Raw genomic sequence first — 24403 nt, forward strand, 5'->3', positions numbered from 1 at the left:
GGGAACGGCAGGGGCCGCTGTCATCCTCGGACCGGTCGCGCGGCTCAGTATGCCTTGCCGACCAGCACCCTTTCGACCGCCGGCCGGCCGGTGAAGATGCAGGCGCCGTCCACCGGCGGGCCGTCCATCGGAACGTTGCGAACCGTCAGCTTGAGCGCTTTCAGCCGCTCGACCACGCCGTCGAGTTCCGCGCCCGTGGGCCGCGCCCACTGGACTTCGACCCAGCCGGGATAGCGCCCGGCACCGGCGAAGAACGCTTCCATGTCCTCCAGCGTGGCGACGCCGCGCCGGATGTTCGCCTCGCGCCGCTCGCGCGCCTCGTCGAACAGGGCCTGCTGGATGTCCTCGAGCATGGCTGGGATCGTCTCGCCCGCCTCCTCGTGCGAAGGCGCGGCGAAGGCCGGCTTGCCGTTTTCGCCCCACAGCCGGTCGCGCCGCAGCAGGCTGACGACGCCGCCTTCCATGTCGCGCCCGCCGACCTCGACGATAATCGGCGCGCCCTTGCGCACCCAGTCCCACCGCTTGGCGGCGGCCTTGCCCGGCTTGTCGTCGAGCAGGACGCGAACCGGCTCGCCCAGCGCCGCGCGCGCGCCGAGCGCGGAGCGCAGCGCCTCGCAATAGTCGAGCAGCGCGGCGTCGCCCTCGTTGTCGCGCAGCATGGGCAGGATCACCACCTGCCACGGGGCCAGCCGCGGCGGGACGCGCAGCCCGTCGTCGTCGCCGTGGGTCATGATCATGCCGCCGACGAGACGGGTGGAAACGCCCCAGCTCGTCGTGTGGCACAGTTCCTGCCCACCCTCGCGGTCCTGGTAGCGAATGCCCGCGGCCTGGGCGAAATTGGTGCCGAGATAGTGGCTCGTGCCCGCCTGCAGGGCCTTGCCGTCCTGCATCATCGCCTCGATCGACCAGGTTTCGACCGCGCCGGGAAACCGCTCGTGCTCGGGCTTCTCCCCGGCGACGACGGGCATGGCCAGGTCGTCTTCGGCATGGGCGCGATAGACTTCCAGCATCCGCAGGGTATGGGCCTTCGCGTCCTCGGCATTCTCGTGCGCGGTATGGCCTTCCTGCCACAGGAACTCGCTCGTGCGCAGGAACATGCGGGTGCGCATTTCCCAGCGCACGACATTGGCCCACTGGTTGAGCTTGAGCGGAAGGTCGCGCCACGACTGGACCCAGCGGGCCATGGCATCGCCGATGATCGTTTCGGAAGTCGGGCGCACGACCAGCGGCTCTTCCAGCCTGGCCTCAGGGTCGGGGACCAGGCCGCCCTTGCCGTCGGCCACCAGCCGGTGATGGGTGACGACCGCCATTTCCTTGGCGAAGCCTTCGACATGCTCGGCCTCCCGCTCGAAGTTCGACAGCGGGATGAAGATCGGGAAATAGCAGTTGTCGTGCCCGGTCGCCTTGATCCGGTCGTCCAGCAGGCGCTGGATCCGTTCCCAGATCCCATAGCCCCAGGGCTTGATCACCATGCACCCGCGCACGCCCGATTCCTCGGCCATGTCGGCGGCGGCGATCACTTCCTGGTACCACTGGGCGAAATCGTCGGCGCGCCGGGTGTTCAGCGCATGGCGGATCTTGGACACGTCAGTTCCCGTCAATCAGTGTTCGGCAATGGGGCGCCCGTTCGCGCTACTTGCCCAGCTCGTCCAGCTTTTTCTGCATCGCCGCCATCTGTTCGCGCAGGGCGGCGATCTCGGTGTCCTGCTTCGGCCCGGCCGCGGGCTCTTCGTCGGCGGCGGGCGGCGCGGGCATGAACGCCTCGGTCGCGGCGCGCATCATCGCCATGTTGGTTTCCGCGATCCGGGCGAAGGGGCTGTTGCCCATCCCTTCGCGAAAGGCCTCCTGCAGCTTGGCCTGGTTCTTGCGGAAATTCGCCATGCTGGCCTCGAGATAGCCGGGCATCATCGCCTGCATCGAATTGCCGTACATCGAGATCAGGTCGCGCAGGAAGCTGACCGGCAGCATCTGCTCGCCGCTCGCCTCTTCCTCCATGATGATCTGGGTCAGGATCGAATGGGTGATGTCGTCGCCCGACTTGGCATCGACGACCTGGAACTGCACGTCCTCGCGCGTCATCCGGGCAAGGTCGTCGAGCGTGATGTAGCTGGACGTGCCGGTGTTGTAGAGGCGCCGGTTGGCGTACTTCTTGATGATGATCGGGTCGTCGGGGTTGGCCTGGGTTTTCGGCATCGAAAGGTCCTGAAAATGCTGCGCGAATGCTGCATTAGCAGGTGCAGCATGTGCAGCGCAACATCGGTGCGGGACGGCTAGGCCCGCAGCCGCCGGCCGAGCGTGGTCAGCAGCTCGTATTGCGACAGGCCGCAGGCGCTTGCCGCGCCCGGCAGGTCGAAGGGAACGTCGAGCCAGTCCCCCTCCCCCGCCTGCGGCGCGGCGGAAAGATCGACGACGACCATGTCCATCGATACCTTGCCCAGCAGCGGCAGGGCGGCCCCCTGGTGGTGGAGCGCGCCCTGCCCGCGGCAGCGCAGGAACCCGTCGGCATATCCGAGCGACACGACCCCCGCGCGCAGCGGGCGGTCGGCGGTGAAAGTCGCGTTGTAGCCGACGCTTTCGCCGGGCGAGAGCATGCGGACCTGTACGATCGCCGCCTGCGGCCGGGCCACCTGGCGGATGCGCCCGGCCAGCTCTGGCCGCGGAACCCCGCCGTAGAGCGCCAGCCCCGGCCGGGTCAGGTCGAAGGCGTAATCGGCCCCAAGGGCGATCCCCGCGCTGTTGGCAAGGCTGTGCCGCCGCGCGGGGACGGCGGCGCAGGCCGCGCGAAAACGATCCAGCTGCAACGCGTTGAGCGCGCTGTCCTCGTCCGCCGAGGCGAGGTGCGACATCAGCACGTCGATCTCGAGCGCGGCGACCGCCGGGTCGCGGAGATCGGCGGGCGCAAGGCCCAGGCGGTTGATCCCGGTATCGACCATCAGGTCGCACGGCCCGCCGCCGCTTTCGAGCCAGCGCCGGGCCTGCGGCACCGAATTGATCACCGGCCTGACCCCCAGCGCCCGGCCGAAAGCCGCATCCTCGGCCCGCAAGGGGCCATGCAGCACCGAAAGGCGGCGCATGTCGATAGCGCCTTCGAGCTCTGCCGCTTCGCTCCAGTGCGCGACGAAGAAATCCTGCGCCCCGGCCGCTTTCAGCGCGCGCGCGACCCGCGCCGCGCCGAGGCCGTAACCGTCGGCCTTCACCGCCGCGCCCGCGCGCGCCGTGCCCGAAAGCGCGTCCAGCGCGCGCCAGTTCGCCGCCAGCGCCCCTTCGTCGAGGTTCAGCCGCAAGCTCGGCGGCGGAAGGTCAGCCATCGGCTTCGAAGTCTTTGGGCGGCCCGCCCGGGATGCCCCACCAGGCGACGATCACGCCGAACGCGACCACGGCCCAGGTGTACCACAGGCCGGCATAGACGTCCCCGGTGCGCGCCACGATGATCCCCGCGATCAGGGGCAGGAAGCCGCCGAGGTAACCGGCGCCGATATGGTAGGGGATCGACATCGAGGAATAGCGGATCTGCGGCGGGAACATCTCCGCCAGCAGCGCCGCGACCGAGCCGTAGGTGAGCGCCGAGAGCCCGCCGAGCGCGAGGAGCAGGCCGAGAATGCCGAGCACGTTGAGCAGCGGCGGCGACTGGCGACTGAAATCGAACCCGTGGCCTTCGAGCGCGGCGATGATCCCTTCGCGCCGGGCGACCGGGTCTTCGAACCAGCGCGGCGGGGTCGCGATCGGCTGCCCGGCGACGGTCAACGAGAGCGAGGAGCCCGGCTCGACCGTGTAGCGCACGCCCGAGGCGGTGAGCGTTTCGAGCACTTTGCCGCAATCGGTCTGTTCGCGGTCGAACAGCTCGGCAAAGGGGTCGGTCGTGCACTCGGGGCCCGAGACGACGACCGGGCTGGCCTTGGCCGCGGCGGCCAGGCCGGGGTTTGCCAGTTGCCCCATGCCCCAGAAGATCGGGAACAGCAGGCCCAACGTCAGCAGGGCGCCGATCACGATCGGTTTCTTCCGGCCGACCCGGTCGGACCAGCGGCCCACGAAGATATAGAACGACATCGCGATCATGCCGGCGGCGAAGAGGATCACTTCGACCAGCCCTTCCTCCATCCGCATGGGCCCGCGCAGGAACGACAGGCCGGAGAAGAAGGCCGTGTACCAGATCGTCGTCAGCACGCCGGTGATCCCGAACAGCGCGACGAAGATCCGCTTCTTGTTGCCCGGGTAACTGAAGCTTTCGGCAAAGGGATTGGCCGCGGTCCGGCCTTCCGCCTTCATCGCCTGGAACACCGGGCTTTCGTTGAGCTTCAGGCGCATCCACAGCGAAATGCCCAGCAGCACGATCGACAGCAGGAAGGGCACGCGCCAGCCCCAGTCGGCGAAGTCGTCCGCCGGGATGACTAGGCGGCAGGCGAGCACGACCGCGATCGACAGCACGAAGCCGCCGACCACGCTGGCCTGGATGAAGCTGGTGTAGAACCCGCGTTTCTCGGGCGGGGCGTGTTCGGCGACGTAGATCGCCGCGCCGCCGTATTCACCGCCCAGCGCCAGGCCCTGGAGGATGCGGAAACCGATCACGATGATGGGCGCGGCAATGCCGATGCTGGCGGCGCTGGGGATCATCCCGACGCCCGCCGTGGCAATGCCCATCAGCGTGACGGTGACGAGGAAGGTGTACTTGCGCCCCCACTTGTCGCCGAGGAAACCGAACAGGATCGCGCCCAGCGGGCGGAAACCGAAACCGACCGCGAACCCGGCCCAGACCAGCAGGAGCTGCAACGTCTCGTTCCCGCTGGGGAAGAAGGCCGCGCCGATCAGCCCGGCAAGCGTGCCGTAGATGAAGAAATCGTACCATTCGAAAACCGTGCCGGCCGACGAAGCGGCGATGACAAGGCGGATTTCCGTCTCGGTCGGCTCGCGCATTCCCGGTGGCTGGCTCTCGTTCATCGCATTCCCCCCCTCTCCCAAGGCCGGGCAGCTTTAATCGCGCCGGGCGGGCTTGGAAAGCGCGTTGGCGGCCGCTCTCCACGGCAGGAGGATGGCGCCGTGCCGGGCGGCGTGGGCGCGCGCGGGGCCGAGCAGCTCGATCCCCGGCCAGGCGGGCGGCGCGCCGCCGGCCAGCCAGGCCTCGACCGCGCGTCCCGCTTCGACGATGGCGGTTTCGTCGCTGCCCACGCCCACACGCGCGAAGATCGCCGCGGCCGCCTGGCCCACCGCGCAGGCCGAAACGCGCATCCCGAGCCGCGCGACCGTGCCGTCCGCCGCCCGGTCGAAGCCGATCGCCAGCGTGCTGCCGCAGGTCCGCGAAACGGCTTCCCCCTGCCAGGGAAGGCCCGCGTCCAGCGGGTAATCGGCCAGTTCCACGGCGAGGCCGAGGAGTTCGGGGGTGTAGAGCCGCGCGGCGGCGCCTAGCGTCATTCGCCGGCTTCGATCGCCGTGCGGATCGCCTGCCGCCTTTCGTGGACGATTTCGACCAGGGCATCGCTGGCCGCGTTGACCACCGGGTAGGTGCGCGCCGTGCTGATCCAGTCGGGCCGGCCGGCGACGCCCCAGATCGTGTCGTAGCCGAGCACGAGGAGCGAGAAGGCGAGGACCACGATGATCGCCCCCTTGATCGCGCCGAAGCCGAAGCCCAGCACGCGGTCGATCGGGCCGAGGATCGAGCTGCGTGAGGCCTGGCCCGCACGCCCTGCGATCAGCTTCATCGCGGCATAGGGGATCAGCAGAAGCAGCGTGAAGGCAAGCACGGCCGCTCCCGTCTCGCTCCCGACATAAGGCTCTATCGCCTGGTAGAGCGGCGTATGCAGCGCGCGAATGGCGAAAACCGCCAGGATCCACGCCGCCAGCGACAGGATTTCCTGCACGAAACCGCGCATGAAACCGCCGATCGCGGCGACTGCGACGATAACCAGGACGATGATGTCGAAGACGGTCATGGAGGGGGCAAAATTAGGGGGTTGCCGCGATCCGGTCAACGAGATTGGCGAGTTGCCCGATCGCCCGGTAATCAACCCCGTCGTGCGCGCCCGCGGCGGTATCGTCGTGCGGGCCGAAACTGGAACTGAACCCGAGCTTCGCCGCCTCGCGCAGGCGCACGGCCGAATGCGCGACGGGGCGGACTTCACCTGCCAGCGAGACTTCGCCGAACCACACGCTGCGCGCCGGCAGCGGCCTGTCCGCCAGCGCCGAAACGAGCGCCGCGGCAACGGCGAGGTCGGCCGCCGGATCGGTCAGGCGGTATCCGCCAGCGATGTTGAGATAGACCTCTGCCGAGCTGAAGTTCAGCCCGCAGCGCGCCTCCAGCACGGCGAGGAGCATGGCCAGGCGCCCGCTGTCCCACCCGACCACCGCGCGCCGCGGGGTCGCGCCGCTCTGCAACCGCACGATCAGCGCCTGGACCTCGACCAGGACCGGCCGCGTCCCTTCCAGCGCGGGGAAGACCGAACTGCCGGCAAGCGGCTCGTCGCGGCCGGAAAGGAACAGCATCGAGGGGTTGGCCACTTCCTCCAGCCCCTGCCCCGCCATGGCGAAGACGCCGATCTCGTCCACCGGGCCGAACCGGTTCTTCAGGCTGCGCAGGATGCGGTACTGGTGGCTGCGTTCGCCTTCGAAGCTCATCACCACGTCCACCATGTGCTCCAGCACGCGCGGTCCGGCGATGTTGCCGTCCTTGGTCACGTGCCCCACCAGGACCAGCGCGACGCCGTTCTCCTTGGCATAGCGGATCAGTTCGAACGCGCAGCCGCGGACCTGGCTGACCGTGCCCGGCGCCCCTTCGATCGTGTCCGAATACATCGTCTGGATCGAATCGATCACCAGCAGCGCGGGCGCGGCCATGCCGTTCAGCGTCGTCAGGATATCGCGCACCGAAGTCGCGGCGGCGAGCTTGATCGGCGCGTCGGCCAGCCCCAGGCGCGCGGCGCGCAGGCGCACCTGCCCGGCGGCTTCCTCCCCGCTGACATAGACCGCCTCCGCCCCGGCAGCGGCGATCCGCGCGGCCGCCTGGAGCAGCAGGGTGGACTTGCCGATGCCCGGATCGCCGCCCATCAGGATGGCGGAACCGGGCACCAGGCCGCCGCCCAGGGCGCGGTCGAACTCGGCCAGCCCGGTCGTGCGCCGGCGCAGCGCCTCGCCCGGCGCGTCGAGCGGTTCGAAGGCCACCCGGCGTCCGCCGCTCGACAAGTCGTGCTTCTGCGAGAAGACCGTGGCCGGGACATCCTCGACCAGCGTGTTCCATTCGGCGCAATCGGGGCACTGCCCCTGCCACCGGTGCGAAACCGAGCCGCAGGCCTGGCACACGTAACGTTTCTTGGTCTTCGCCATCCCCGCTCCGTAAACAGAACATTTGCGGAACGCAATTGCCAAGCCGGCACGCGCCCGGCACAAGGCGGGCCATGCGGCAGAAGGAACTGAGGATCGCGCTCGTCTGCTACGGCGGGGTCAGCCTTGCCGTCTACATGCACGGCGTGACGAAGGAGATCTGGAAGCTCGCCAGCGCCAGCCGCGCCTATCACGCCGGCGATGCCCCGGCCGGCGGGGTCCAGGGCGTCTATCGCGAGCTGTTGCAGGACATCGGATCGCGCAATGGCCTGAAGCTGCGCGTCCTGCCCGATATCCTGGCCGGGGCCAGCGCGGGCGGGATCAACGCGGTCTTCCTCGCCCAGGCGATCCATTCGGGCCAGTCGCTCGAGCCGCTGACCGAGCTGTGGCTCTCGACCGCCGATGTCGAGCGCCTGGTGGACCCGGAGGCGGAGCCGGTCTGGCGATTCGCCAAGTACTGGGCCCAGCCGATCGCATGGTGGCTGCTGAAGCGTCCGGGCAATGCGGTGTCGGAAAGCGTGGCGCCCGAAACCCAGGCGGAGGTGCGGCGCAAGGTCTCGCAGTTCATCCGCGGCCGCTGGTTCGCGCCGCCCTTCTCCGGCATCGGCTTCTCGCGCCTGCTCTACGACGCTTTCCGCGCCATGGCCGAAGGGCCGGTGGCGCAGCCGCTGCTGCCGCCCAACCACCCGATCGACCTGATGGTCACCGCGACCGACTTCCGCGGCCACCTGGAACTGCTGCGGCTGAACAGCCCGCCGGTGGTCGAAGAAAGCGAACACCGGCTGCCGATCGCCTTTTCCGCGCGCAGCCCGCGCACCGGCGGCACCGACCTGGCCGATCCGCTGGAGCTGACGTTCGCCGCCCGCGCCACCGCCAGCTTTCCCGGTGCCTTCCCCCCGCTGCGCCTGGAGGAGATCGACCGCCTTGCGGGGGAACGGGGGGCGGGCTGGTCCGGGCGCGGCGCGTTCCTGGGCCGCGTGATGCCCGCGCACGTCCAGCAGCGATCGGTCGAGAACGTATCGCTGATCGACGGATCGGTGCTGGTCAACAAGCCGTTCGAGGCGGCGATCGAGGCCCTGCGCGGCCGCCCGGCGCAGCGCGAGGTGGACCGGCGCTTCGTCTATATCGACCCGCGTCCCGACCGCTCGCAGGCGGCGGCGGAGGAAGAGGGCGAACCGGTCGGGTTCTTCGGCGTCATCCTCGGCTCGCTCTCGACCATCCCGCGCGAGCAGCCGATCCGCGACAACCTGGAGATCCTCGAGCGGCAGACGCACGAGGCGCAGCGCCGGCAGGCGATGATCGCGGCCTTGCGCCCGGACGTCGAGGCGGCGGTGGAGAAGCTGTTCGGGATGACGCTGTTCCTCGACCGGCCGACCCCGCGCCGCCTCCACGCCTGGCGCGCCAAGGCCCAGCAGGCGGCGGCAGAACGGGCCGGCTATGCGTTCCAGTCCTACGCCCAGGCCAAGTTCACCGCGATCGTGGAGGAGCTGGCCGAGCTGGTGTTCGAGGCCGCGCCGGGGCTGGACCTGCCCGACGCCCGGCCGATCGTGCTGCGCCTGCGCGCGGCGCTGGCGGAGCGGGGGCTGGAGCGGCTTTCCTCGCCCTCGGGCGGGGCGAGCGAGGAGGCGATCGCCTTCTTCCGCGCGCACGACGTCGGCTTTCGCGTACGCCGCCTGCGCCTGCTCGCCCGGCGCCTCTCGCGCGAGTGGGAGGCCGATCCCGAAATCCCCGATGCCGCGGTGGAGGAGGCGCGCGACGCGATCTACGCCATCCTCGCGCTCTATTTCGACCGCGAGGGCGTGGCGGGACTGGGCGACGATTTCCCCGCCGTCGCCGCGCGGGTGATGGAGGATCCGCTGGACGTGATCGACACGCTCGGCCAGCGCCGCCTGCTGCCCGGGGTGGACGAGACGGCCGAACGGATGCTGGCCGAGGCGCTCGAGCGGATGCCGCGCAACCTGCGGCGGCTGATGCTGCTGACGTACCTGGGCTTCCCGTTCTACGACGTCGCCACCCTGCCGCTGGTGCGCGAGGACGCGCTGACCGAGTTCGACCCGATCAAGGTGGACCGGATCAGCCCCGACGATGCCCGCTCGATCCGCGAAGGGGGCACGCGGGCCACGCTGCGGGGAATCGAGTTCTACAATTTCGGCGCCTTCTTCAGCCGCGCCTATCGCGAGAACGACTATCTCTGGGGCCGCCTGCACGGGGCGGAGCGGATGATCGACCTCGTGTGCTCGACCGTGGGCGATCCCGAGGGGCCGGACCCGGCCGCGTTCAAGCGCAAGCTGTTCCTCGCAATCCTCGACGAGGAACGCGAGCGCCTGCGCGCGGACCCTGGGCTGCTCGACAGGATTCGCGCCGAAGTGCTCGGCGCCCGCTGATCAGGCGCCGAACGCGCTTTTCAGCTTTTCGAAGAAGCCCCGGCTTTCCGGGCATTCGTCGCCGGTTTCGGTCTCGCGGAACTGTTCGAGGATCGCGCGCTGTTCCCTGGTCAGGCGGGTCGGCGTCTCGACCATGATCTCGACCACCAGGTCGCCCCGCCCGCGGCCCTGGAGCACCGGCATCCCGGCACCGCGCACGCGCAGCTGGCGGCCCGACTGGATGCCCGCGGGGATTTCCACCGTGTTCGTCTCGCCCGAGAGATCGGGGATATCGACCTTGCCGCCCAGCGCGGCGGTGGTGAAGCTGACCGGGACGCGGCTGAGCAGGGTCGTGCCCTCGCGCTCGAACACTTCGTGCCGGCGGACGTGGACGAAGATATAGAGATCGCCCGGCGGCGCGCCGCGCGGCCCGGCCTCGCCCTTGCCCGAAAGGCGGATGCGGGTGCCGGTATCGACGCCCGGCGGGATCTCCACGTCGATCGCCTGCGGCCGGTCGATCCGCCCTTCCCCGCCGCAATCGCGGCACGGGCTGACGAGGACTTCGCCCCGGCCGTGGCAATTGGGGCACGGCCGCTCCACCACGAAGAAGCCCTGCTTGGCGCGGACCTTGCCGTATCCGTTGCACAAGTTGCACCCGCGCGTGCTGGTGCCCGGCGTCGCGCCCGATCCGTGGCAGGTCTCGCAGTTCTGCGAAACCTCGATCTCGATCTGGCTGGTCGTGCCGTGGAAGGCCTCTTCCAGCCCGATTTCCATGTCGTAGCGCAAGTCGGCCCCGCGGCGCGCCTGCTGGCGGCCGCCGGCACCGCCGAAGGCGCTGCCGAAAATCGTTTCGAAGATATCGCCCAGGTCGGCGAAGTCGGCGCCCGGATGGCCCCCGCCGCCGCCCATGCCCTGCTGGAAGGCGGCATGGCCATAACGGTCGTAGGCGGCGCGTTTCTGCGGGTCCTTCAGGCAGTCGTAGGCCGCGCTGATCGCCTTGAACTTGGCCTCGTTCTCCTTGCACCCGGCGTTGCGATCGGGGTGATACTTCATCGCCAGCTTGCGATAGGCGGACTTGATCGTCGCCCCGTCCGCGTCGCGGCTGACCCCGAGCAGCTCGTAGAAATCGATTTCGGTTGCCGACATGATATCCCCGTCCTTCAAGAAACTAGCCGCCGCCGGGGCGGTGCGCTCCGGCGGCGGCCTGTTTCTTCACCGGACGTCTCAGTCCTTCTTGTCTTCGTCGACTTCGGAGAACTCGGCATCGACGACTTCCTCGTCGGGGCCGCTCTCGCCCGCCGCGCCGTCGCCTTCCGGCGCCCCTGCCGAGGCGGAGGCCTGCTCCTGGCTGTAGATTTCCTGGCCCATCTTCATCGCCAGGTCGGTCAGGGCCTGGGCCTTGCTGCCGATCGCCTCGATGTCGTCGCCTTCCAGCGCGGTCTTCGTCTCGGCAAGCGCGGTCTCGACCTGGCCCTTCAGGTCGGCGCTGATCTTGTCGCCGTGCTCGTCGAGCTGCTTCTGCGTCGCGTGGACCAGGCTGTCGGCCTGGTTGCGGGCCTCGGCCCCCTCGCGCCGCTTCTTGTCTTCCTCGGCGAACTTTTCCGCGTCCTGCACCATCTGGTCGATGTCGCTTTCGCTGAGGCCGCCGGAAGCCTGGATGCGGATCTGCTGCTCCTTGCCGGTGCCCTTGTCCTTCGCGGAAACGTTGACGATGCCGTTGGCGTCGATGTCGAACGTCACCTCGATCTGCGGCACGCCGCGCGGCGCCGGGGGAATGCCGACGAGGTCGAACTGGCCCAGCATCTTGTTGTCCGCGGCCATCTCGCGCTCGCCCTGGAAGACGCGGATGGTCACCGCGTTCTGGTTGTCTTCCGCGGTCGAATAAGTCTGCGTCTTCTTGGTCGGGATCGTCGTGTTGCGATCGATCATGCGGGTGAACACCCCGCCCAGCGTTTCGATGCCGAGCGAGAGCGGGGTCACGTCGAGCAGGAGGACATCCTTGACGTCGCCCTGGAGCACGCCGGCCTGGATCGCCGCGCCCATGGCGACGACTTCATCGGGATTGACGCCGGTGTGCGGCTTCTTGCCGAAGAATTCCTCGACCACTTCGCGCACCTTGGGCATCCGGGTCATGCCGCCGACCAGGATCACCTCGTCGACGCCGCCCTTCTCGACGCCCGCGTCGGCCAGGGCCTTCTTGCACGGTTCCAGCGTCCGCTTGATCAGGTCGCCGACCAGCTGTTCCAGCTTGCTGCGGGTGATCGTTTCGACCAGGTGCAGCGGGGTGCTGGAGCCGCCTTCCATGCGGGCGGTGATGAACGGCAGGTTCACTTCGGTCTGCTGGCTGGACGACAGCTCGATCTTGGCCTTTTCCGCGGCTTCCTTCAGCCGCTGGAGCGCAAGCTTGTCCTTGCGCAGGTCCATGTTTTCCTTCTTCTCGAACTGGTCCGCGAGATATTCGACGATCGCGCTGTCGAAGTCTTCACCGCCCAGGAACGTGTCGCCGTTGGTCGATTTCACCTCGAACACGCCGTCGCCGATTTCGAGGATCGAGACGTCGAACGTGCCGCCGCCGAGGTCGTAGACGGCGATCGTCTTGCCGTCGTCCTTGTCGAGACCATAGGCAAGCGCGGCCGCGGTCGGCTCGTTGATGATGCGAAGCACCTCGAGCCCGGCGATCTGGCCGGCGTCCTTGGTCGCCTGGCGCTGCGCGTCGTTGAAGTATGCGGGAACAGTGATGACCGCCTGCGAAACGGTTTCGCCGAGATAGCTTTCGGCGGTTTCCTTCATCTTCTGCAGGATGAAGGCGGAAACCTGGCTGGGGGAATAGTCCTCGCCGCCGGCCTCGACCCAGGCGTCGCCGTTCTTGCCCTTGACGATGTCGTAGGGGACGAGCTCCATGTCCTTCTTGGTCATCGGGTCGTCGAAACGGCGCCCGATCAGGCGCTTGATGGCGAACAGCGTGTTGTCGGGATTGGTCACGGCCTGGCGCTTGGCGGGCTGGCCGATCAGCCGTTCGTTGTCCTTGGTGAAGGCCACGATCGACGGCGTCGTGCGCGCGCCTTCGGAGTTTTCGATGACCTTGGGCTTGTCCCCGTCCATCACGGCAACGCAGCTGTTCGTCGTGCCGAGGTCGATACCGATTACTTTCGCCATGGTTTCCCTATTCCACTTTCTACACGTTGGACGCCGCGCAATGTGCTTCCCGGTAACCGGCAAAGCAGCTCGGCGGCTCGATTACGAGGGCGATATAGGTGCGGTTTCGGTTGGCACAAGGGAGCGGCACGGCTAGCTTCGGGATATGTTCCGGAGGGGAGAAACGACCGTGAAATCACCGATCCTTGCCGCCGCGTTCCTTTCGTGCGCCACCCTGGGCCTGGCCGCCTGCGGCGACGGCGCCGACGAACAGGCCGAAACCGCGCCCGAGGGGGTGCCGGGCCTGACGGTCACCAATGCGCGCATGGTCCTGGCCCCGGTGGAGGGCAACCCGGCGGCGGTCTATTTCGACTTGTCCTACGACGGCGATCGCAACGTCGCGCTCAACCGCGCCCACGTCGAAGGGGCCGGCAGCGCGTCGCTCCACGAATACGGCGAATGGAACCGCCAGGTGCAGATGCAGGAAATGCTGCCGCTGGTCCTGACCAAGGGGACCGAGGTCAAGTTCGAGCCGGGCGGCAAGCACGTCATGGCGACCGACGTCTCGCCCGAGCTTCAGCCCGGCGGAACGACCGAGGTGACGCTGATCGTTTCGGGCGGCGACAAGACCACGTTCGAGGCGGAGATCCGCGGCCCCGGGGAAGAGCGCTGAGCGAGGCGCGGGCTGCATCCCGGGCCGCATCTCCACCCGCACCGCGCTGCCCGGCCGGGGGGGAGCGGCCGCTGACCCCGGGCGAAATCGCCCTCGCGCGCAGCGTGTTCGGCGACGCGATCGACTATGCCCGGGTCACGATCAGGCGGCGCAAGTTTTTCCCGTTCCAGCCCCGCCGGGTGACGATGGCGCCGCGCGGGCACCTGCATTTCCACCCGCGGGGCGATGCCTACTGCGATGATTTCGCGCGCGAATCGGTCCTGCGCCAGGGCCTCTTCATCCACGAGATGGTCCATGTCTGGCAGGCCCAGCGCAATGGCAGCTGGTGGCTGGTATTCCGGCGGATGCCCTGGGCCCGCTACGACTACAGCCTCAAGCCCGGGTGGCCGCTGGAACGTTACGGGATCGAACAGCAGGCCGAAATCGTCAAGCACGCCTTCTGGCTGCGCAACGGGGTCCGCCTGGCCGGCGTCGGCGACGCCGCCGCCTACGACCTGCTCGTCCGCTTTCCCGGCGCCTCTTGAGAGAAACGGTTTCAACCGATACCACTTGACCGCATGACCGGGCGGCCCAACCCGCGCCCGGCATGCAGGTTCAATCATGGAGCTAAAGGACTACGGAATGTCGCGCGAGCGCGGCTTCCTTTCGCATTACGAGATCGATTCGATCGCCCTCCCCGGCCAGTTCGCCCCGGTGCTCGAAGCCGCCGGCCAGCTTTCCGCGCTGTTGACCACCGGCCGCATCCGGCACTGGCTGGACGCCCTGCCCGATCCGGGGCTGGAGGACTGGGCGTGCGAGGCACCGGAGGAAGAGGTCCGCACCGCGATGGTGCACTATTCCTTCCTCGTCCAGGCCTACGTCTGGGGAGAGGCGGAGCCGCCCGCCCACCTGCCCGCGAACCTCTCGCGGCCGATCGTGGCGATCGCGGACCGCCTGGGGCAGGCCCCGCTGCTGCCCTATTCCTCCTACGTCCTCGACAACTGGTACCGGGTCGACAAGTCCGGTCCGGTCGATCTCGACAATATCGCGATGTTCCAGAACTTCTACGGCGGGGCGGACGAGAACTGGTTCGTCCTGGTCCACGTCGCGATCGAGGCGGAGGCCGGCGTCCTGCTCGACAACGCCGCGCGGCTCGTCGCCGTGGCCCGGCAGGGCGACGAGGACGAGGCGATCCGCCTCCTGGCCGAAATGGACACCGCGTGGGAACGGATCTACGGCCATTTCGCGCGGATGCCCGAACGCTGCGATCCCTACGTCTACTTCCACCGGGTGCGGCCCTATATCCATGGCTGGGCGAACAACCCGGCGCTGGACGGCGGGCTCGTCTACCAGGGGATCGAGCGCTTCGGCGACCGGCCCCAGGCCTTCCGCGGCCAGACCGGCTCGCAGTCGAGCATCGTCCCGTCGATGGACGCGCTGTTCCAGGTCGGCCACTCGGACGATCCGCTCAAGAGCTTCCTCGACGAACTGCACCACTATCGCCCGGTCGCCCATCGCCGCTTCATCGAGGACCTGGCCGCACAATCGAGCTTGCGCGATTTCGTCTCCGCCTCGGGCAACCGGGCGCTGAAGGACGCGTTCAACGCCTGCCTCGAGCAGTCGGCGCGGTTCCGCACCCGACACCTCGAATATGCGGCCAGCTACATCAACAAGCAGGCCGGATCGATCGCGGGCAACGATCCCGACGTTGGCACGGGCGGCACGCCGTTCATGCGCTATTTGAAGAAGCACCGCGACGAGAACCGCGCGCAGACGGTCTGACGCGCTTCGACACCGCGCACGAAGAAGGGGCCGCCCCCGGCAAGGGAGCGGCCCCTTTCCTCGCCTGACTCGCGGCGCCTAGAAATAGTCGCGATAGCGGTCGTCGTGGCGGCAATCGTCGTCGAGATAGCGGCCGTTGCGTTCGTACCAGCCGTCGCAGTCGTTATCCTTGTCCTTGAAATAGCCGGCAATCCCGCCGATCGCCGCCCCGGCAATGGCGTAAGTCTCGAAGTCTTCGCCGGTGATCGCGGCGGCGGCGGCCCCGGCCGCGGCGCCCAGGCCCGCGCCTTCCACCGCGTAGTTGTCCGCACAGCCGCCGAGGCCGAGCGAAGTGGCCAGCAGCGCCGGCGCGAGAAGCATCTTGGTTTTCATGGCATGTCTCCGTTGCATCCCTGTCGGTAACGCTACGGATCGCGCGGGCCGAGGTTCCGGCCTGCCGCCGGCTCAGTCGTAAGCGACGCCGGGCAGCCCCTGGCCGCCATCGGCGATGAAACGGTCGATCCGTTCCTCCAGCACGGGCAGCGGAACCGAGCCGAGCGAGAGCACGACATCGTGGAACTTGCGAATGTCGAACCGATCGCCCAGCGCGTCCTCGGCCTTCGCGCGCACCCGCCGCATCGTCATCTCGCCCAGCTTGTAGGCGAGCGCCTGACCGGGCCAGCTGATGTAGCGATCGACCTCGGTCTCGACCTCGTGCCGCGACAGGGCCGTGTGCCCGGCGAGGTAGTCGATCGCCCGTTCGCGGCTCCAGCCATAGTGGTGGATGCCGGTGTCGATCACCAGCCTCGCGGCGCGCCACATCTCGTAGCTGAGGCGCCCGAACCGTTCGTAGGGCGTGCGGTAGATGCCCATTTCCTCGCCCAGGTACTCGACGTAGAGGCCCCAGCCCTCGCCGAAGCCGGAAAAGTAGGTCTGGCGCCGGAAGCGCGGGGCATCTTCCTGCTCCAGCGCGACGCCGGCCTGGAAACTGTGCCCCGGGATGCATTCGTGCAGCGTCAGGGCCGGGATGTTGTAGAGCGGGCGCGAAGGCAGGTCGTACGTGTTCATCATGCACGCATCCAGCCCCCCGCGCCCGGCGGTGTAGAACGGCGCGATCGCGTCGGGCACCGGGCGGATCGTGAACCGGTGGCGCGGCAGGAACCCGAAATAGTCGGCGATCACGCCGTCCACGCGCTTGGCGACATAGGCCGAAACGCCCATCAGCTCGTCCGCGTCGTCGGCGACGAAGCGCGGATCGCTGCGCAGGAAGGCGATGAAGTCTTCCAGCGCCCCCTCGAAGCCGGCTTCTTCGCGCACGGCTTCCATCTCGGCGGTGATCCGCGCGACTTCGGCCAGGCCGATCTCGTGGATCTGCGGGGCCGTGAGGTCGAGCGTCGTGTACTGCGCGATCTGCTGCTGGTAATAGGCCGGCCCGTCGGGCATTTCGCTGGCCGCCAGCAACGTGCGCGTACGCGGCAGGTACTCGTCGCGGAAGAAGGCGAGCAGGCGGGCATAGGCCGGGGTCACGCTGCCGGCGATCGCGGCGCGCCCCTCGGCCTTCAGCCGGGCGGCCTCTTCGGCCGGGATGCGCGCCGGCATCCGTTCGAACGCGGTCCAGAACGGGCTGTCCTCGGGATCGTCCACCACGTTCGGCGCGATCGAGGCGTCGCGCCCCTCCAGCGTCACGCGCGGAACGCTGAAGCCCCGCTCCAGCCCGGCGCGGGCATTGGCCATGTGCTCGTCGAAATAGCGCGGGATGTCGCGCATCCGGCCGATGTAGCGTTCGTATTCCTCGACCGTGGCGAAGCCGCTGCGCGGCGCGAGATAGCTCCAGAAACTCGAATCGCTGTCGAACGGCATTTCCCATTCGCGAAAGCGCGCATCGCCGATCTCGTGCTGCAGCAGGGTGCGCAGGACGGCGGCGTCGATCCGTGCCTGCGGGCCGAGCGCCTCGCGGTCGAGCCTCTCGAGCCGGGCGAGGAACTCGCGCGCCTTGTCCGCCCGCGCGCGCTGCGCCTCCGGCGTGACCGACCACAGCCGCGGGCCGGGCGCGATGCTGCCGTTGGGCTGTTCCACCTGCCGGTGTTCGGCGAGTTGGTATTCGTAATAGGCATCGGCCAGCGCGGCGAGCTGGCCGTCGGCGCTGTCCCGGGCGGCGAGCGGCGGGGCCGCGGTGACGGCCAGGGCCAGGACGGCCGCGGCCAGGATCGTGCGAACCGCCCGCGCCGGGCCCCCTCCCCGCCGTCCGGCCATCTACTTGGCCACGCTGACCATGGCGGGGCGCAGCAGGCGATCCTTGATCATGTAGCCCGATTGCAGCTCCTGCACGATCGTCCCCGGCTCCTGCCCGTCTTCGGCCGGGACTTCCATCATCGCCTGGTGGACATTGGGGTCCAGCGGCATCCCGGTCGCGGCGATCCGGGTAATCCCGTGCTGGGCGAAGACTTTCTCGATCTCGCGCATCGTCGCCTCGATCCCCTCGACGAAGCGGCGGGCCTGCTCGTCCTCGCGCAGGCCGGCCGGGACGTGGTCGAGCGCGCGGGAAAGGTTGTCCGCGACCGAGAGGATATCGCGCGCAAAGCCGGTCGCGGCGTAATTGCGCGCGTCCTGCACGTCCTTTTCCAGCCGGCGGCGCACGTTCTGCGTATCGGCCCGGGCGTAGAGAACATCCTGCTTTGCGGCATCGAGGTCGGCCCGCAGCGCGGCGAGCGCTTCGTTCAGGTCGCCGGCATCACCGGCATCGCCGGCATCGCCCTTGTCGTCGCCGTCGCCGTCGCCGTCGCCTTCTGCCTCGCCGGCGTCGTTCAGAAATTCCTCGGGAACGCCTTCCAGTTCCTTTTCCACGGCCTCGTCGCGGGCCGGCTCGCCGTTCTTGCGAGTATCGTTGTCGCTCATGTTTTCTCGTATCTACCCGATGAGTTTGCCCAGGGAACGGGCGGTGAAGTCCACCATGGGGACGACCCGGGCGTAATTCAACCGAGTGGGGCCGATCACCCCCAGCACGCCGACCACGCGCCCTTCGCGGTCGCGATAGGGGGAGGCGATGACCGACGAGCCGCTGAGCGCGAAGAGGCGATTTTCGCTGCCGATGAAGATCCGCGTCGCTTCCGCCTCGCGCGCGCTTTCGAGCAGGTCGGCCACCGACTGCTTGTTCTCCAGGTCGTCGAGCAGCGAGCGCACGCGGTCGAGATCGGACAGTGCCGCTTCGTCGAGCAGCCGGGCCTGGCCGCGCACGATCAGGACCGGCCGCTGCGCGGCATCCTCGCTCCACACCGCCAGCCCGCGTTCGACCAGGCTGCTGCTGGCCTCGTCCAGCTCCGACTTGCCGGAGGCGATCTCGGCCCGCATCGCGGCGACCGCCTCTGCCAGGGTGCGCCCGGCCAGCCGCGCGGTGATGTAGTTGCTGGCCTGTTCGAGCATCTGCGGCGCGGCCCCTTCGCCCAGCTCGATCACGCGGTTCTCGATCGCGCCGTCCTCGCCCACCAGGACCGCGAGGACCCGGCCCTGCCCCAGGTTGACCAGGTTGAACTGCGCCAGTCGCGGCTCGAGCCGGGGCACCATGACCATGCCCGCCGCGCCCGAGATGTCGGACAGGATCGCGCTGGTCTGTTCCAGCGCCTGCTCGATCGGGCCGGGTTCGGACAGTCGCCGCTCGATCTCCTTGCGCTCGGCCCGGCTCGGCTCGGCCACCTGCATCATGCCGTCCACGAACAGGCGCAGCCCGCTCTCGGTCGGCATCCGGCCAGCGCTGGTATGCGGTGCGGCCAGCAGCCCCAGCGATTCGAGGTCAGCCAGGACCGAGCGGATCGAGGCAGGCGACAGGTTGAGGCCCTGTTCCCCGGCGAGCGTCTTGGAGCCCACCGGCTGCCCGCTGTCGAGATAGCCTTCCACGACCAGCCGGAAGATGGCCCGGGCGCGATCGGTCAGTTCGGTGACGGGTGGTGCCATGCAGGGGAAATTAGGCAATTCGCCGGGCAATCTCAATTTCCCATCGCGCGCCGCTTGTCGAAGCATGGGCTTTTCATCTAGCGCGATCGGCAAGAACGGCCCCCGGCACCCGGACATGCCCCGGTGCAAGGCCCCGAGCGAACGGAGACAATCCCCATGCGTCCTTCTGGCCGCGCGCCCGACGAAATGCGCGCCATCACCATCGAAACCGGGTTCACCCGCCATGCCGAAGGCTCGTGCCTGATCGGTTTCGGCGATACGCGCGTGCTGTGCACCGCCAGCGTCGAGGAACGCATCCCGCCGTGGCTGCGCGGCAAGGGCGAAGGCTGGGTCACCGGCGAATACTCGATGCTGCCGCGCGCCACGCATACCCGCGGCCAGCGCGAGGCGGCGAAAGGCAAGCAGAGCGGCCGGACCCAGGAAATCCAGCGGCTGATCGGCCGGTCGCTGCGCGCGGTGGTCGATCTCGGCAAGCTGGGCGAGCGGCAGATCACGCTCGATTGCGACGTCATCCAGGCCGATGGCGGCACGCGGACCGCGGCGATCTCCGGCGCATGGGTCGCGCTGCGCCTGGCGATCGACGGCCTGATCGAGAGCGGCGAGCTTGCCGAAGACCCGATCCAGGCCCAGGTCGCGGCGGTCAGCTGCGGCATCCACCAGCAGACGCCGGTGCTCGATCTCGATTACGACGAGGACAGCGCCGCCGATGCCGATGCCAACTTCGTGCTCATCTCCGGCGGGCAGATCGCCGAAGTCCAGGCGACCGCGGAAGGCGCGACTTACGACGAGGAAGGCCTGCTGCGCCTGCTCCGCCTCGCGCGGATCGGTTGCGACCGGATCTTCGAGGCGCAGCGCGAGGCGGTGAAGAAATGACCCGCCGCATCGGTGCCGGCTCGCTCGTCATCGCCACGCACAACGCCGGCAAGCTGAAGGAAATCGGCGCGCTGCTCGAACCCCATGGCGTATCCTGCATCGGCGCGGGATCGCTGGGGCTGCCCGAGCCGGCGGAAACCGGCCAGACATTCGTCGAGAACGCCCTGCTCAAGGCGCGCGCCGCGGCCGAGGCGTCGGGGATCGTCGCGCTCGCGGACGACAGCGGCCTCGCCGTCGCGGCGCTGGGCGGGCGGCCCGGGGTCTATACCGCGGACTGGGCCGAACGGCAGTGGTTCGAAGGCGAGCCGGGGCGCGACTGGTACATGGCCATGGGCAAGGTCGAGGGGCTGCTCGCGGCCGAGGGGCCCGACGTCTCGCGCGCGGCGGCCTTCCACTGCGTGCTCGCGCTCGCCTGGCCCGACGGCGAACAGGCGGTTTACGAAGGCAGCGTCGCCGGCACGCTCGCCTGGCCGCCGCGGGGCGAATGCGGCTTCGGCTACGACCCGGTCTTCGTGCCCGAGGGCCGCGACCGGACTTTCGCCGAGCTCGACCCGGCGGAAAAGCACCGGATCAGCCACCGGGCCGATGCTTTCGCGAAACTCGTCGCGGAACAGTTCGGCGCCGGCTGACGGGCGCGCCGCCCTCGCCCGGGGGCGCGTTTCGCCGCCGGGCCGGCCATGCTAGGGATGCCTCGTGGCACGCGCACTCTACATCCACTGGCCCTTCTGCCTGAAGAAGTGCCCCTATTGCGACTTCAACAGCCACGTGCGCGACGCGGTCGATCACGCCGCCTGGCAGGACGCGCTGGTCGCCGACATGCGGCACGAGGCCGCGCTCGCGGGCGGGGAGCCCCTCGGCTCGATCTTCTTCGGCGGCGGCACCCCCTCGCTGATGCCGCCCGCCCTCGTCGCGGCCCTGCTGGCGGAGGCGGAGCGCCTCTGGGGCTTTGCCGAGGGGATCGAGATCACGCTGGAGGCCAATCCTTCCTCGGTCGAGGCGGCGGCTTTCGGCGGCCTCGCGCAAGCGGGGATCAACCGCGTCTCGCTCGGTCTCCAGGCGCTCGATGACGCGGCCCTGCGGTTCCTCGGGCGGCTGCACGATGCCGACGAGGGGCTGCGCGCGCTCGCAGTGGCGCAGCGCCAGTTCGCCCGCGTCAGCTTCGACCTGATCTATGCGCGCCCCGGCCAGCAGCCCTCAGCGTGGGAGGGCGAGCTGGCCCGCGCGCTGGCGCTGGGGACCGGGCACCTCTCGCTGTACCAGCTGACGATCGAGCCCAATACGCGCTTCGCCACCGACGTCAGGCTCGGCCGCTTCGCGCCGCTGGAAGACGATCCGGCGGCCGAGCTGTTCGAACTGACCCGCGCGATGACCGCCGCCGCCGGGCTGCCGGCTTACGAGATCAGCAACCACGCGCGGCCGGGGGAGGAAAGCCGGCACAACCTCACCTACTGGCGCTATCGCGATTACTGCGGGATCGGCCCCGGCGCGCACGGGCGGCGCGGCGGCGTCGCGACCCAGCGGCACCGCAAGCCCGAGAACTGGCTCGCCGCGGTCGCCCGCCAGGGGCACGGGATCGCGGAAGAGAGCGCGCTGTCCCCGCCGACCGCCGCGGCCGAGGCGCTGCTGATGGGCCTGCGGTTGAGCGAGGGGGTGGACCTGCCCGCCCTCGCCCGCCGCTTCGCCATTCCGCCCGGGCGCCTGGTGGACGCGGAGCGGCAGGAAATGCTCGCGCGGCTCGGCTTCCTGCGGCGCGAGGGCGATCGCCTGCGCGTCACCGCGCGCGGGATGCCGGTGCTCGACGCGATCCTGGGCGAACTGGTCCATCCCGGGCTGGTCGCGGCATGAGCGCGCCCGACCTGCTGGCAGAGTGGCGCGACCACCTGGAGCAGGGCCGGCGCCGCTCGCCGCACACGGTGCGCGCCTACCTCGCCGCCGCGCAGCGCCTGCTCGCCGCCACCGGTTGCGCGCAGTGGCCCGCCGTCGCGGCGATCGAGGCGCCCGGCCTGCGCGCGCAGCTCGCCCGGCGCCGGGCAGACGGGCTTTCGAACGCCTCCACCGCGCGCGAGCTGTCCGCGCTCAAGGCCTTCGTCGCCTTCGCCCGCGAGCGCGCGGGCCGGGCCGATGCCGCCGCGCCGCGCCTGCGCGGGCCGCGCCTGCGCAAGGGCCTGCCGCGCCCGGTCACGCCCGACGACGCGAGCGGGCTGGCCGACCTCGTCGCGGCCGATGCGGCCGAGGGATGGATCGGCGCGCGCGACCGCGCGGTCCTCCTTCTCCTCTACGGCGCGGGCCTGCGGATCGCGGAGGCGCTTTCGCTGCGGGGCGGCGACCTGCCGCTGGGCGACACGCTGACCGTGACCGGCAAGGGCGGCAAGCAGCGCGTCGTCCCGATCCTGCCGGTCGTGCGCGCGGCGGTGGACGAATATTCGCGCCTGTGCCCCTGGCCCGCGGCGAATGACCAGGCCCTGTTCCGCGGGGCACGCGGCGGCCCGCTCAACCCGGGCATGGTCCAGAAAGCGGTCGCCCGTGCGCGCACCGCGCTGGGGCTGCCGGCCAGCGCCACCCCCCATGCCCTGCGCCATTCCTTCGCCACCCACCTGCTCGGCGCCGGGGCCGACCTGCGTTCGCTGCAGGAGCTTCTGGGCCATGCCAGCCTGGGCTCGACCCAGATCTACACCCGGGTCGATGCGGCGACCCTGCTCGACACCTATCGCGCCGCCCACCCGCGCGAGCGGGAGGAGCCGGGCGACTGACCGCCGGGGTCAGTCCTCGCCGCCTTTGCGCGGGGTCCAGGTCGCGACCCGCCAGAAATAAGCCGCCAGCGTCACCCCGACGAGGCCGAGCACGATCCAGCCGAAGACATGCTCGTACCCTTCGAGGTAGCGCGCAAGCGCCGCCCCGCCGATGACGAGCAGCGCGTTCCACGCCCCCGCGCCGACGAAAGTGAAGGCGAGGAAGCGCCAGACGTTCATGTGCGCCAGCCCCGCCGGCAGCGAGATCATCGTGCGGAACACCGGCGTGCAGCGCAGGATCAGCACGACCCACTGCCCGTGCCGGCGGAAGAAGCGCGAGGCCCCCTCGACATGTTCCCAGTCGAGCGTCAGCCAGCGCCCCCAGCGGTCGATGAACGGGCGCAGCCGCCGGTAGCCCCAGCGATCGCCGAGCCAGAACCAGGCGTAGTTGCCCGCGGTCGACCCGATCGTTCCGGCCAGCATCAGCGGCCAGAACGCCATCTCCCCGCGCTCCACCAGCACGCCGCCGATGCCCATGATCACTTCGGACGGCACCGGGGGAAAGATGTTCTCCAGCGCCATCAGCACCGCGATGCCGAGATAGCCGCCGCGCGCTATCGCCTCGATGATGATCTCGTGCATGGGGCTGCGGGCTGCCGGGGTCAGAGCGCCGCGTGGCGCGCCTCGATCGCGTCCCAGATCCGCGCGCCGCTGTCGGTGCCGTTGAACGCGTCGATCGCGACGATCCCCGTGGGACTGGTGACGTTGATCTCTGTCAGCCACTTGCCGCCGATCACGTCGATCCCGACGAAGACGAGGCCCCGCCGCTTGAGCTCGGGCCCCATCGCGGCGCAGATCTCCTCTTCCCGCGCGGTCAGTTCGGCCGCTTCGGCATGGCCGCCCTGGGCGAGGTTGGAACGAAATTCGCCTTCGCCCGGGAAGCGGTTGATCGCCCCGGCGAACGCGCCGTCGATCAGCACGATCCGCTTGTCGCCCTCGGCCACCTCGGGCAGGAAGGGCTGCACCATGTGCGGTTCGGGCCAGGTCTGGTTGAACACTTCCGCCAGCGCGGAAAGGTTGGTCCCGTCGGCGTCGATCCGGAAGATCGCCTTGCCGCCGTTGCCGTGCAGCGGCTTGACCACGACCGCGCCGTGGCGGCGGTGGAAATCGCGAATGTCGGCCAGTTCGCGCGCGATCAGCGTCGGCGGCATGAACCGCGCGTAATCGAGCACGAACATCTTTTCCGGCGCGTTGACCACTTCGCGCGGGTCGTTGACCACCAGCGTTTCGCCGCGCAGCCGGTCGAGCAGCAGGGCGGCGCTGATATAGCCGAGGTGGAACGGCGGGTCCTGCCGCATGAGGACGACGTCGATGTCGCGCCCGAGGTCGATCCTCTCCCGCTCCCCCAGCCAGCGGAAATGGTCGCCCTCCACCCGCTGGACCGAGACCTCGCGCGCCCAGGCGGTGACCCGGTCGTCCTCCCAGGCCAGGGTCGCAACGTCGTAGTGCCACAGGCGATGGCCGCGCGCCTGGGCGGAAAGCATCAGCGCGAACGAGGAATCGCCCGCGATCCGCACGCTTTCGATCGGGTCCATCTGGATGGCGACGCGTAAGGGCATTGGGGGTTCTCTTTC

The 24403-nt window shown here is 69.5% G+C and carries 23 protein-coding genes; 8 read left to right on the forward strand and 15 right to left on the reverse strand.

All coding sequences use genetic code 11. The features are described 5' to 3' along the window. Positions 1-44 precede the first annotated feature (44 nt). From proS to radA, 7 genes are all read right to left on the reverse strand, one after another. Entirely contained in the window at positions 45-1586 is a 1542-nt protein-coding gene (gene proS, locus GRI72_RS05195) for a proline--tRNA ligase (RefSeq protein WP_160733227.1), read from the reverse strand. A 46-nt stretch (positions 1587-1632) separates the two neighbouring features. Next, a complete protein-coding gene (gene phaR / locus GRI72_RS05200) occupies positions 1633-2193 on the reverse strand; it encodes a polyhydroxyalkanoate synthesis repressor PhaR (RefSeq protein ID WP_160732872.1) in 561 nt (186 codons plus the stop codon). 77 nt (positions 2194-2270) lie between these two features. Continuing rightward, entirely contained in the window at positions 2271-3308 is a 1038-nt protein-coding gene (gene alr, locus GRI72_RS05205) for an alanine racemase (protein ID WP_160732873.1), read from the reverse strand. Then, on the reverse strand, positions 3301-4935 hold the full coding sequence (locus tag GRI72_RS05210) for an MFS transporter (RefSeq protein WP_160732874.1): 1635 nt from the start codon (positions 4933-4935) through the stop codon (positions 3301-3303). The genes alr and GRI72_RS05210 overlap by 8 nt, the downstream gene beginning before the upstream one ends. Before the next feature lie 33 nt (positions 4936-4968). Continuing rightward, complete coding sequence (locus GRI72_RS05215) at positions 4969-5406, reverse strand: iron-sulfur cluster assembly scaffold protein (protein ID WP_160732875.1); 438 nt, start codon at positions 5404-5406, stop codon at positions 4969-4971. Continuing rightward, the gene (locus GRI72_RS05220) at positions 5403-5924 is read right to left on the reverse strand and encodes a CvpA family protein (protein ID WP_160732876.1); all 522 of its coding nucleotides are present in this window, start codon (positions 5922-5924) and stop codon (positions 5403-5405) included. The genes GRI72_RS05215 and GRI72_RS05220 overlap by 4 nt, the downstream gene beginning before the upstream one ends. A gap of 13 nt (positions 5925-5937) precedes the next feature. Continuing rightward, complete coding sequence (gene radA, locus GRI72_RS05225; RefSeq protein ID WP_160732877.1) at positions 5938-7311, reverse strand: DNA repair protein RadA; 1374 nt, start codon at positions 7309-7311, stop codon at positions 5938-5940. Between the two features lie 71 nt (positions 7312-7382). On the opposite strand from radA, the gene GRI72_RS05230 reads away from it, so the two are divergent. Next, positions 7383-9692: a patatin-like protein gene (locus GRI72_RS05230; protein ID WP_160732878.1), complete on the forward strand. Its 2310-nt coding sequence runs from the start codon at positions 7383-7385 to the stop codon at positions 9690-9692. On the opposite strand, the gene dnaJ is transcribed toward GRI72_RS05230, so the two are convergent. Both dnaJ and dnaK read right to left on the reverse strand, forming a co-directional pair. Continuing rightward, the gene (gene dnaJ, locus GRI72_RS05235; protein ID WP_160732879.1) at positions 9693-10817 is read right to left on the reverse strand and encodes a molecular chaperone DnaJ; all 1125 of its coding nucleotides are present in this window, start codon (positions 10815-10817) and stop codon (positions 9693-9695) included. 78 nt (positions 10818-10895) lie between these two features. Continuing rightward, complete coding sequence (gene dnaK, locus GRI72_RS05240) at positions 10896-12827, reverse strand: molecular chaperone DnaK (protein WP_160732880.1); 1932 nt, start codon at positions 12825-12827, stop codon at positions 10896-10898. A gap of 169 nt (positions 12828-12996) precedes the next feature. Between dnaK and GRI72_RS05245 the strand changes: the two genes are divergently transcribed. The 3 genes from GRI72_RS05245 to GRI72_RS05255 all read left to right on the forward strand — a co-directional run bounded on the left by GRI72_RS05245 (position 12997) and on the right by GRI72_RS05255 (position 15240). After that, complete coding sequence (locus tag GRI72_RS05245; protein WP_337191138.1) at positions 12997-13479, forward strand: copper chaperone PCu(A)C; 483 nt, start codon at positions 12997-12999, stop codon at positions 13477-13479. Between the two features lie 104 nt (positions 13480-13583). Further along, positions 13584-14003 (forward strand): vgr related protein, encoded by a 420-nt coding sequence (locus GRI72_RS05250; protein ID WP_337191139.1) that lies wholly within the window; start codon positions 13584-13586, stop codon positions 14001-14003. 76 nt (positions 14004-14079) lie between these two features. Then, positions 14080-15240, forward strand: coding sequence for a PrnB family protein (locus tag GRI72_RS05255; RefSeq protein ID WP_160732882.1), 1161 nt, complete (start codon positions 14080-14082; stop codon positions 15238-15240). A gap of 78 nt (positions 15241-15318) precedes the next feature. Here the strand turns inward: GRI72_RS05255 and GRI72_RS05260 are convergent, their stop codons facing one another. The 4 genes from GRI72_RS05260 to hrcA all read right to left on the reverse strand — a co-directional run bounded on the left by GRI72_RS05260 (position 15319) and on the right by hrcA (position 19167). Beyond that, on the reverse strand, positions 15319-15612 hold the full coding sequence (locus GRI72_RS05260) for a glycine zipper domain-containing protein (protein WP_160732883.1): 294 nt from the start codon (positions 15610-15612) through the stop codon (positions 15319-15321). Positions 15613-15684: 72 nt separating this feature from the next. After that, positions 15685-17472, reverse strand: coding sequence for a DUF885 domain-containing protein (locus GRI72_RS05265; RefSeq protein ID WP_160732884.1), 1788 nt, complete (start codon positions 17470-17472; stop codon positions 15685-15687). Further along, the gene (gene grpE / locus GRI72_RS05270) at positions 17473-18114 is read right to left on the reverse strand and encodes a nucleotide exchange factor GrpE (RefSeq protein ID WP_160732885.1); all 642 of its coding nucleotides are present in this window, start codon (positions 18112-18114) and stop codon (positions 17473-17475) included. It lies immediately after the preceding gene. A 12-nt stretch (positions 18115-18126) separates the two neighbouring features. Then, complete coding sequence (gene hrcA / locus GRI72_RS05275) at positions 18127-19167, reverse strand: heat-inducible transcriptional repressor HrcA (RefSeq protein WP_160732886.1); 1041 nt, start codon at positions 19165-19167, stop codon at positions 18127-18129. 156 nt (positions 19168-19323) lie between these two features. On the opposite strand from hrcA, the gene rph reads away from it, so the two are divergent. The 4 genes from rph (at position 19324) to GRI72_RS05295 (ending at position 22790) form a co-directional block, all read left to right on the forward strand. Beyond that, on the forward strand, positions 19324-20040 hold the full coding sequence (rph, locus tag GRI72_RS05280; RefSeq protein WP_160732887.1) for a ribonuclease PH: 717 nt from the start codon (positions 19324-19326) through the stop codon (positions 20038-20040). Next, positions 20037-20669: an RdgB/HAM1 family non-canonical purine NTP pyrophosphatase gene (gene rdgB / locus GRI72_RS05285; RefSeq protein WP_160732888.1), complete on the forward strand. Its 633-nt coding sequence runs from the start codon at positions 20037-20039 to the stop codon at positions 20667-20669. Before rph ends, rdgB begins: the two co-directional genes overlap by 4 nt. Before the next feature lie 64 nt (positions 20670-20733). Then, entirely contained in the window at positions 20734-21885 is a 1152-nt protein-coding gene (gene hemW / locus GRI72_RS05290) for a radical SAM family heme chaperone HemW (protein WP_160732889.1), read from the forward strand. Further along, positions 21882-22790, forward strand: coding sequence for a tyrosine recombinase XerC (locus tag GRI72_RS05295; RefSeq protein WP_160732890.1), 909 nt, complete (start codon positions 21882-21884; stop codon positions 22788-22790). Before hemW ends, GRI72_RS05295 begins: the two co-directional genes overlap by 4 nt. Positions 22791-22799: 9 nt before the next feature. On the opposite strand, the gene GRI72_RS05300 is transcribed toward GRI72_RS05295, so the two are convergent. Continuing rightward, positions 22800-23411: a DedA family protein gene (locus tag GRI72_RS05300; RefSeq protein WP_160732891.1), complete on the reverse strand. Its 612-nt coding sequence runs from the start codon at positions 23409-23411 to the stop codon at positions 22800-22802. A gap of 20 nt (positions 23412-23431) precedes the next feature. Continuing rightward, entirely contained in the window at positions 23432-24388 is a 957-nt protein-coding gene (gene gshB, locus GRI72_RS05305) for a glutathione synthase (RefSeq protein WP_160732892.1), read from the reverse strand. Positions 24389-24403: the final 15 nt, after the last annotated feature.

The organism is Pelagerythrobacter marinus (genome assembly GCF_009827515.1).
Lineage (GTDB): Bacteria > Pseudomonadota > Alphaproteobacteria > Sphingomonadales > Sphingomonadaceae > Pelagerythrobacter > Pelagerythrobacter marinus.

Bases quoted from the DNA above. Each gene is read 5' to 3' on its own strand.
- dnaK (WP_160732880.1), bottom strand. From the start codon at position 12,827: ATGGCGAAAGTAATCGGTATCGACCTCGGCACGACGAACAGCTGCGTT.
- GRI72_RS05215 (WP_160732875.1), bottom strand. From the start codon at position 5,406: ATGACGCTAGGCGCCGCCGCGCGGCTCTACACCCCCGAACTCCTCGGC.
- GRI72_RS05300 (WP_160732891.1), bottom strand. From the start codon at position 23,411: ATGCACGAGATCATCATCGAGGCGATAGCGCGCGGCGGCTATCTCGGC.
- hrcA (WP_160732886.1), bottom strand. From the start codon at position 19,167: ATGGCACCACCCGTCACCGAACTGACCGATCGCGCCCGGGCCATCTTC.
- GRI72_RS05260 (WP_160732883.1), bottom strand. From the start codon at position 15,612: ATGAAAACCAAGATGCTTCTCGCGCCGGCGCTGCTGGCCACTTCGCTC.
- dnaJ (WP_160732879.1), bottom strand. From the start codon at position 10,817: ATGTCGGCAACCGAAATCGATTTCTACGAGCTGCTCGGGGTCAGCCGC.
- GRI72_RS05295 (WP_160732890.1), top strand. From the start codon at position 21,882: ATGAGCGCGCCCGACCTGCTGGCAGAGTGGCGCGACCACCTGGAGCAG.
- rph (WP_160732887.1), top strand. From the start codon at position 19,324: ATGCGTCCTTCTGGCCGCGCGCCCGACGAAATGCGCGCCATCACCATC.
- GRI72_RS05265 (WP_160732884.1), bottom strand. From the start codon at position 17,472: ATGGCCGGACGGCGGGGAGGGGGCCCGGCGCGGGCGGTTCGCACGATC.
- rdgB (WP_160732888.1), top strand. From the start codon at position 20,037: ATGACCCGCCGCATCGGTGCCGGCTCGCTCGTCATCGCCACGCACAAC.
- gshB (WP_160732892.1), bottom strand. From the start codon at position 24,388: ATGCCCTTACGCGTCGCCATCCAGATGGACCCGATCGAAAGCGTGCGG.
- radA (WP_160732877.1), bottom strand. From the start codon at position 7,311: ATGGCGAAGACCAAGAAACGTTACGTGTGCCAGGCCTGCGGCTCGGTT.
- GRI72_RS05210 (WP_160732874.1), bottom strand. From the start codon at position 4,935: ATGAACGAGAGCCAGCCACCGGGAATGCGCGAGCCGACCGAGACGGAA.
- GRI72_RS05220 (WP_160732876.1), bottom strand. From the start codon at position 5,924: ATGACCGTCTTCGACATCATCGTCCTGGTTATCGTCGCAGTCGCCGCG.
- grpE (WP_160732885.1), bottom strand. From the start codon at position 18,114: ATGAGCGACAACGATACTCGCAAGAACGGCGAGCCGGCCCGCGACGAG.
- phaR (WP_160732872.1), bottom strand. From the start codon at position 2,193: ATGCCGAAAACCCAGGCCAACCCCGACGACCCGATCATCATCAAGAAG.
- alr (WP_160732873.1), bottom strand. From the start codon at position 3,308: ATGGCTGACCTTCCGCCGCCGAGCTTGCGGCTGAACCTCGACGAAGGG.
- GRI72_RS05255 (WP_160732882.1), top strand. From the start codon at position 14,080: ATGGAGCTAAAGGACTACGGAATGTCGCGCGAGCGCGGCTTCCTTTCG.
- GRI72_RS05230 (WP_160732878.1), top strand. From the start codon at position 7,383: ATGCGGCAGAAGGAACTGAGGATCGCGCTCGTCTGCTACGGCGGGGTC.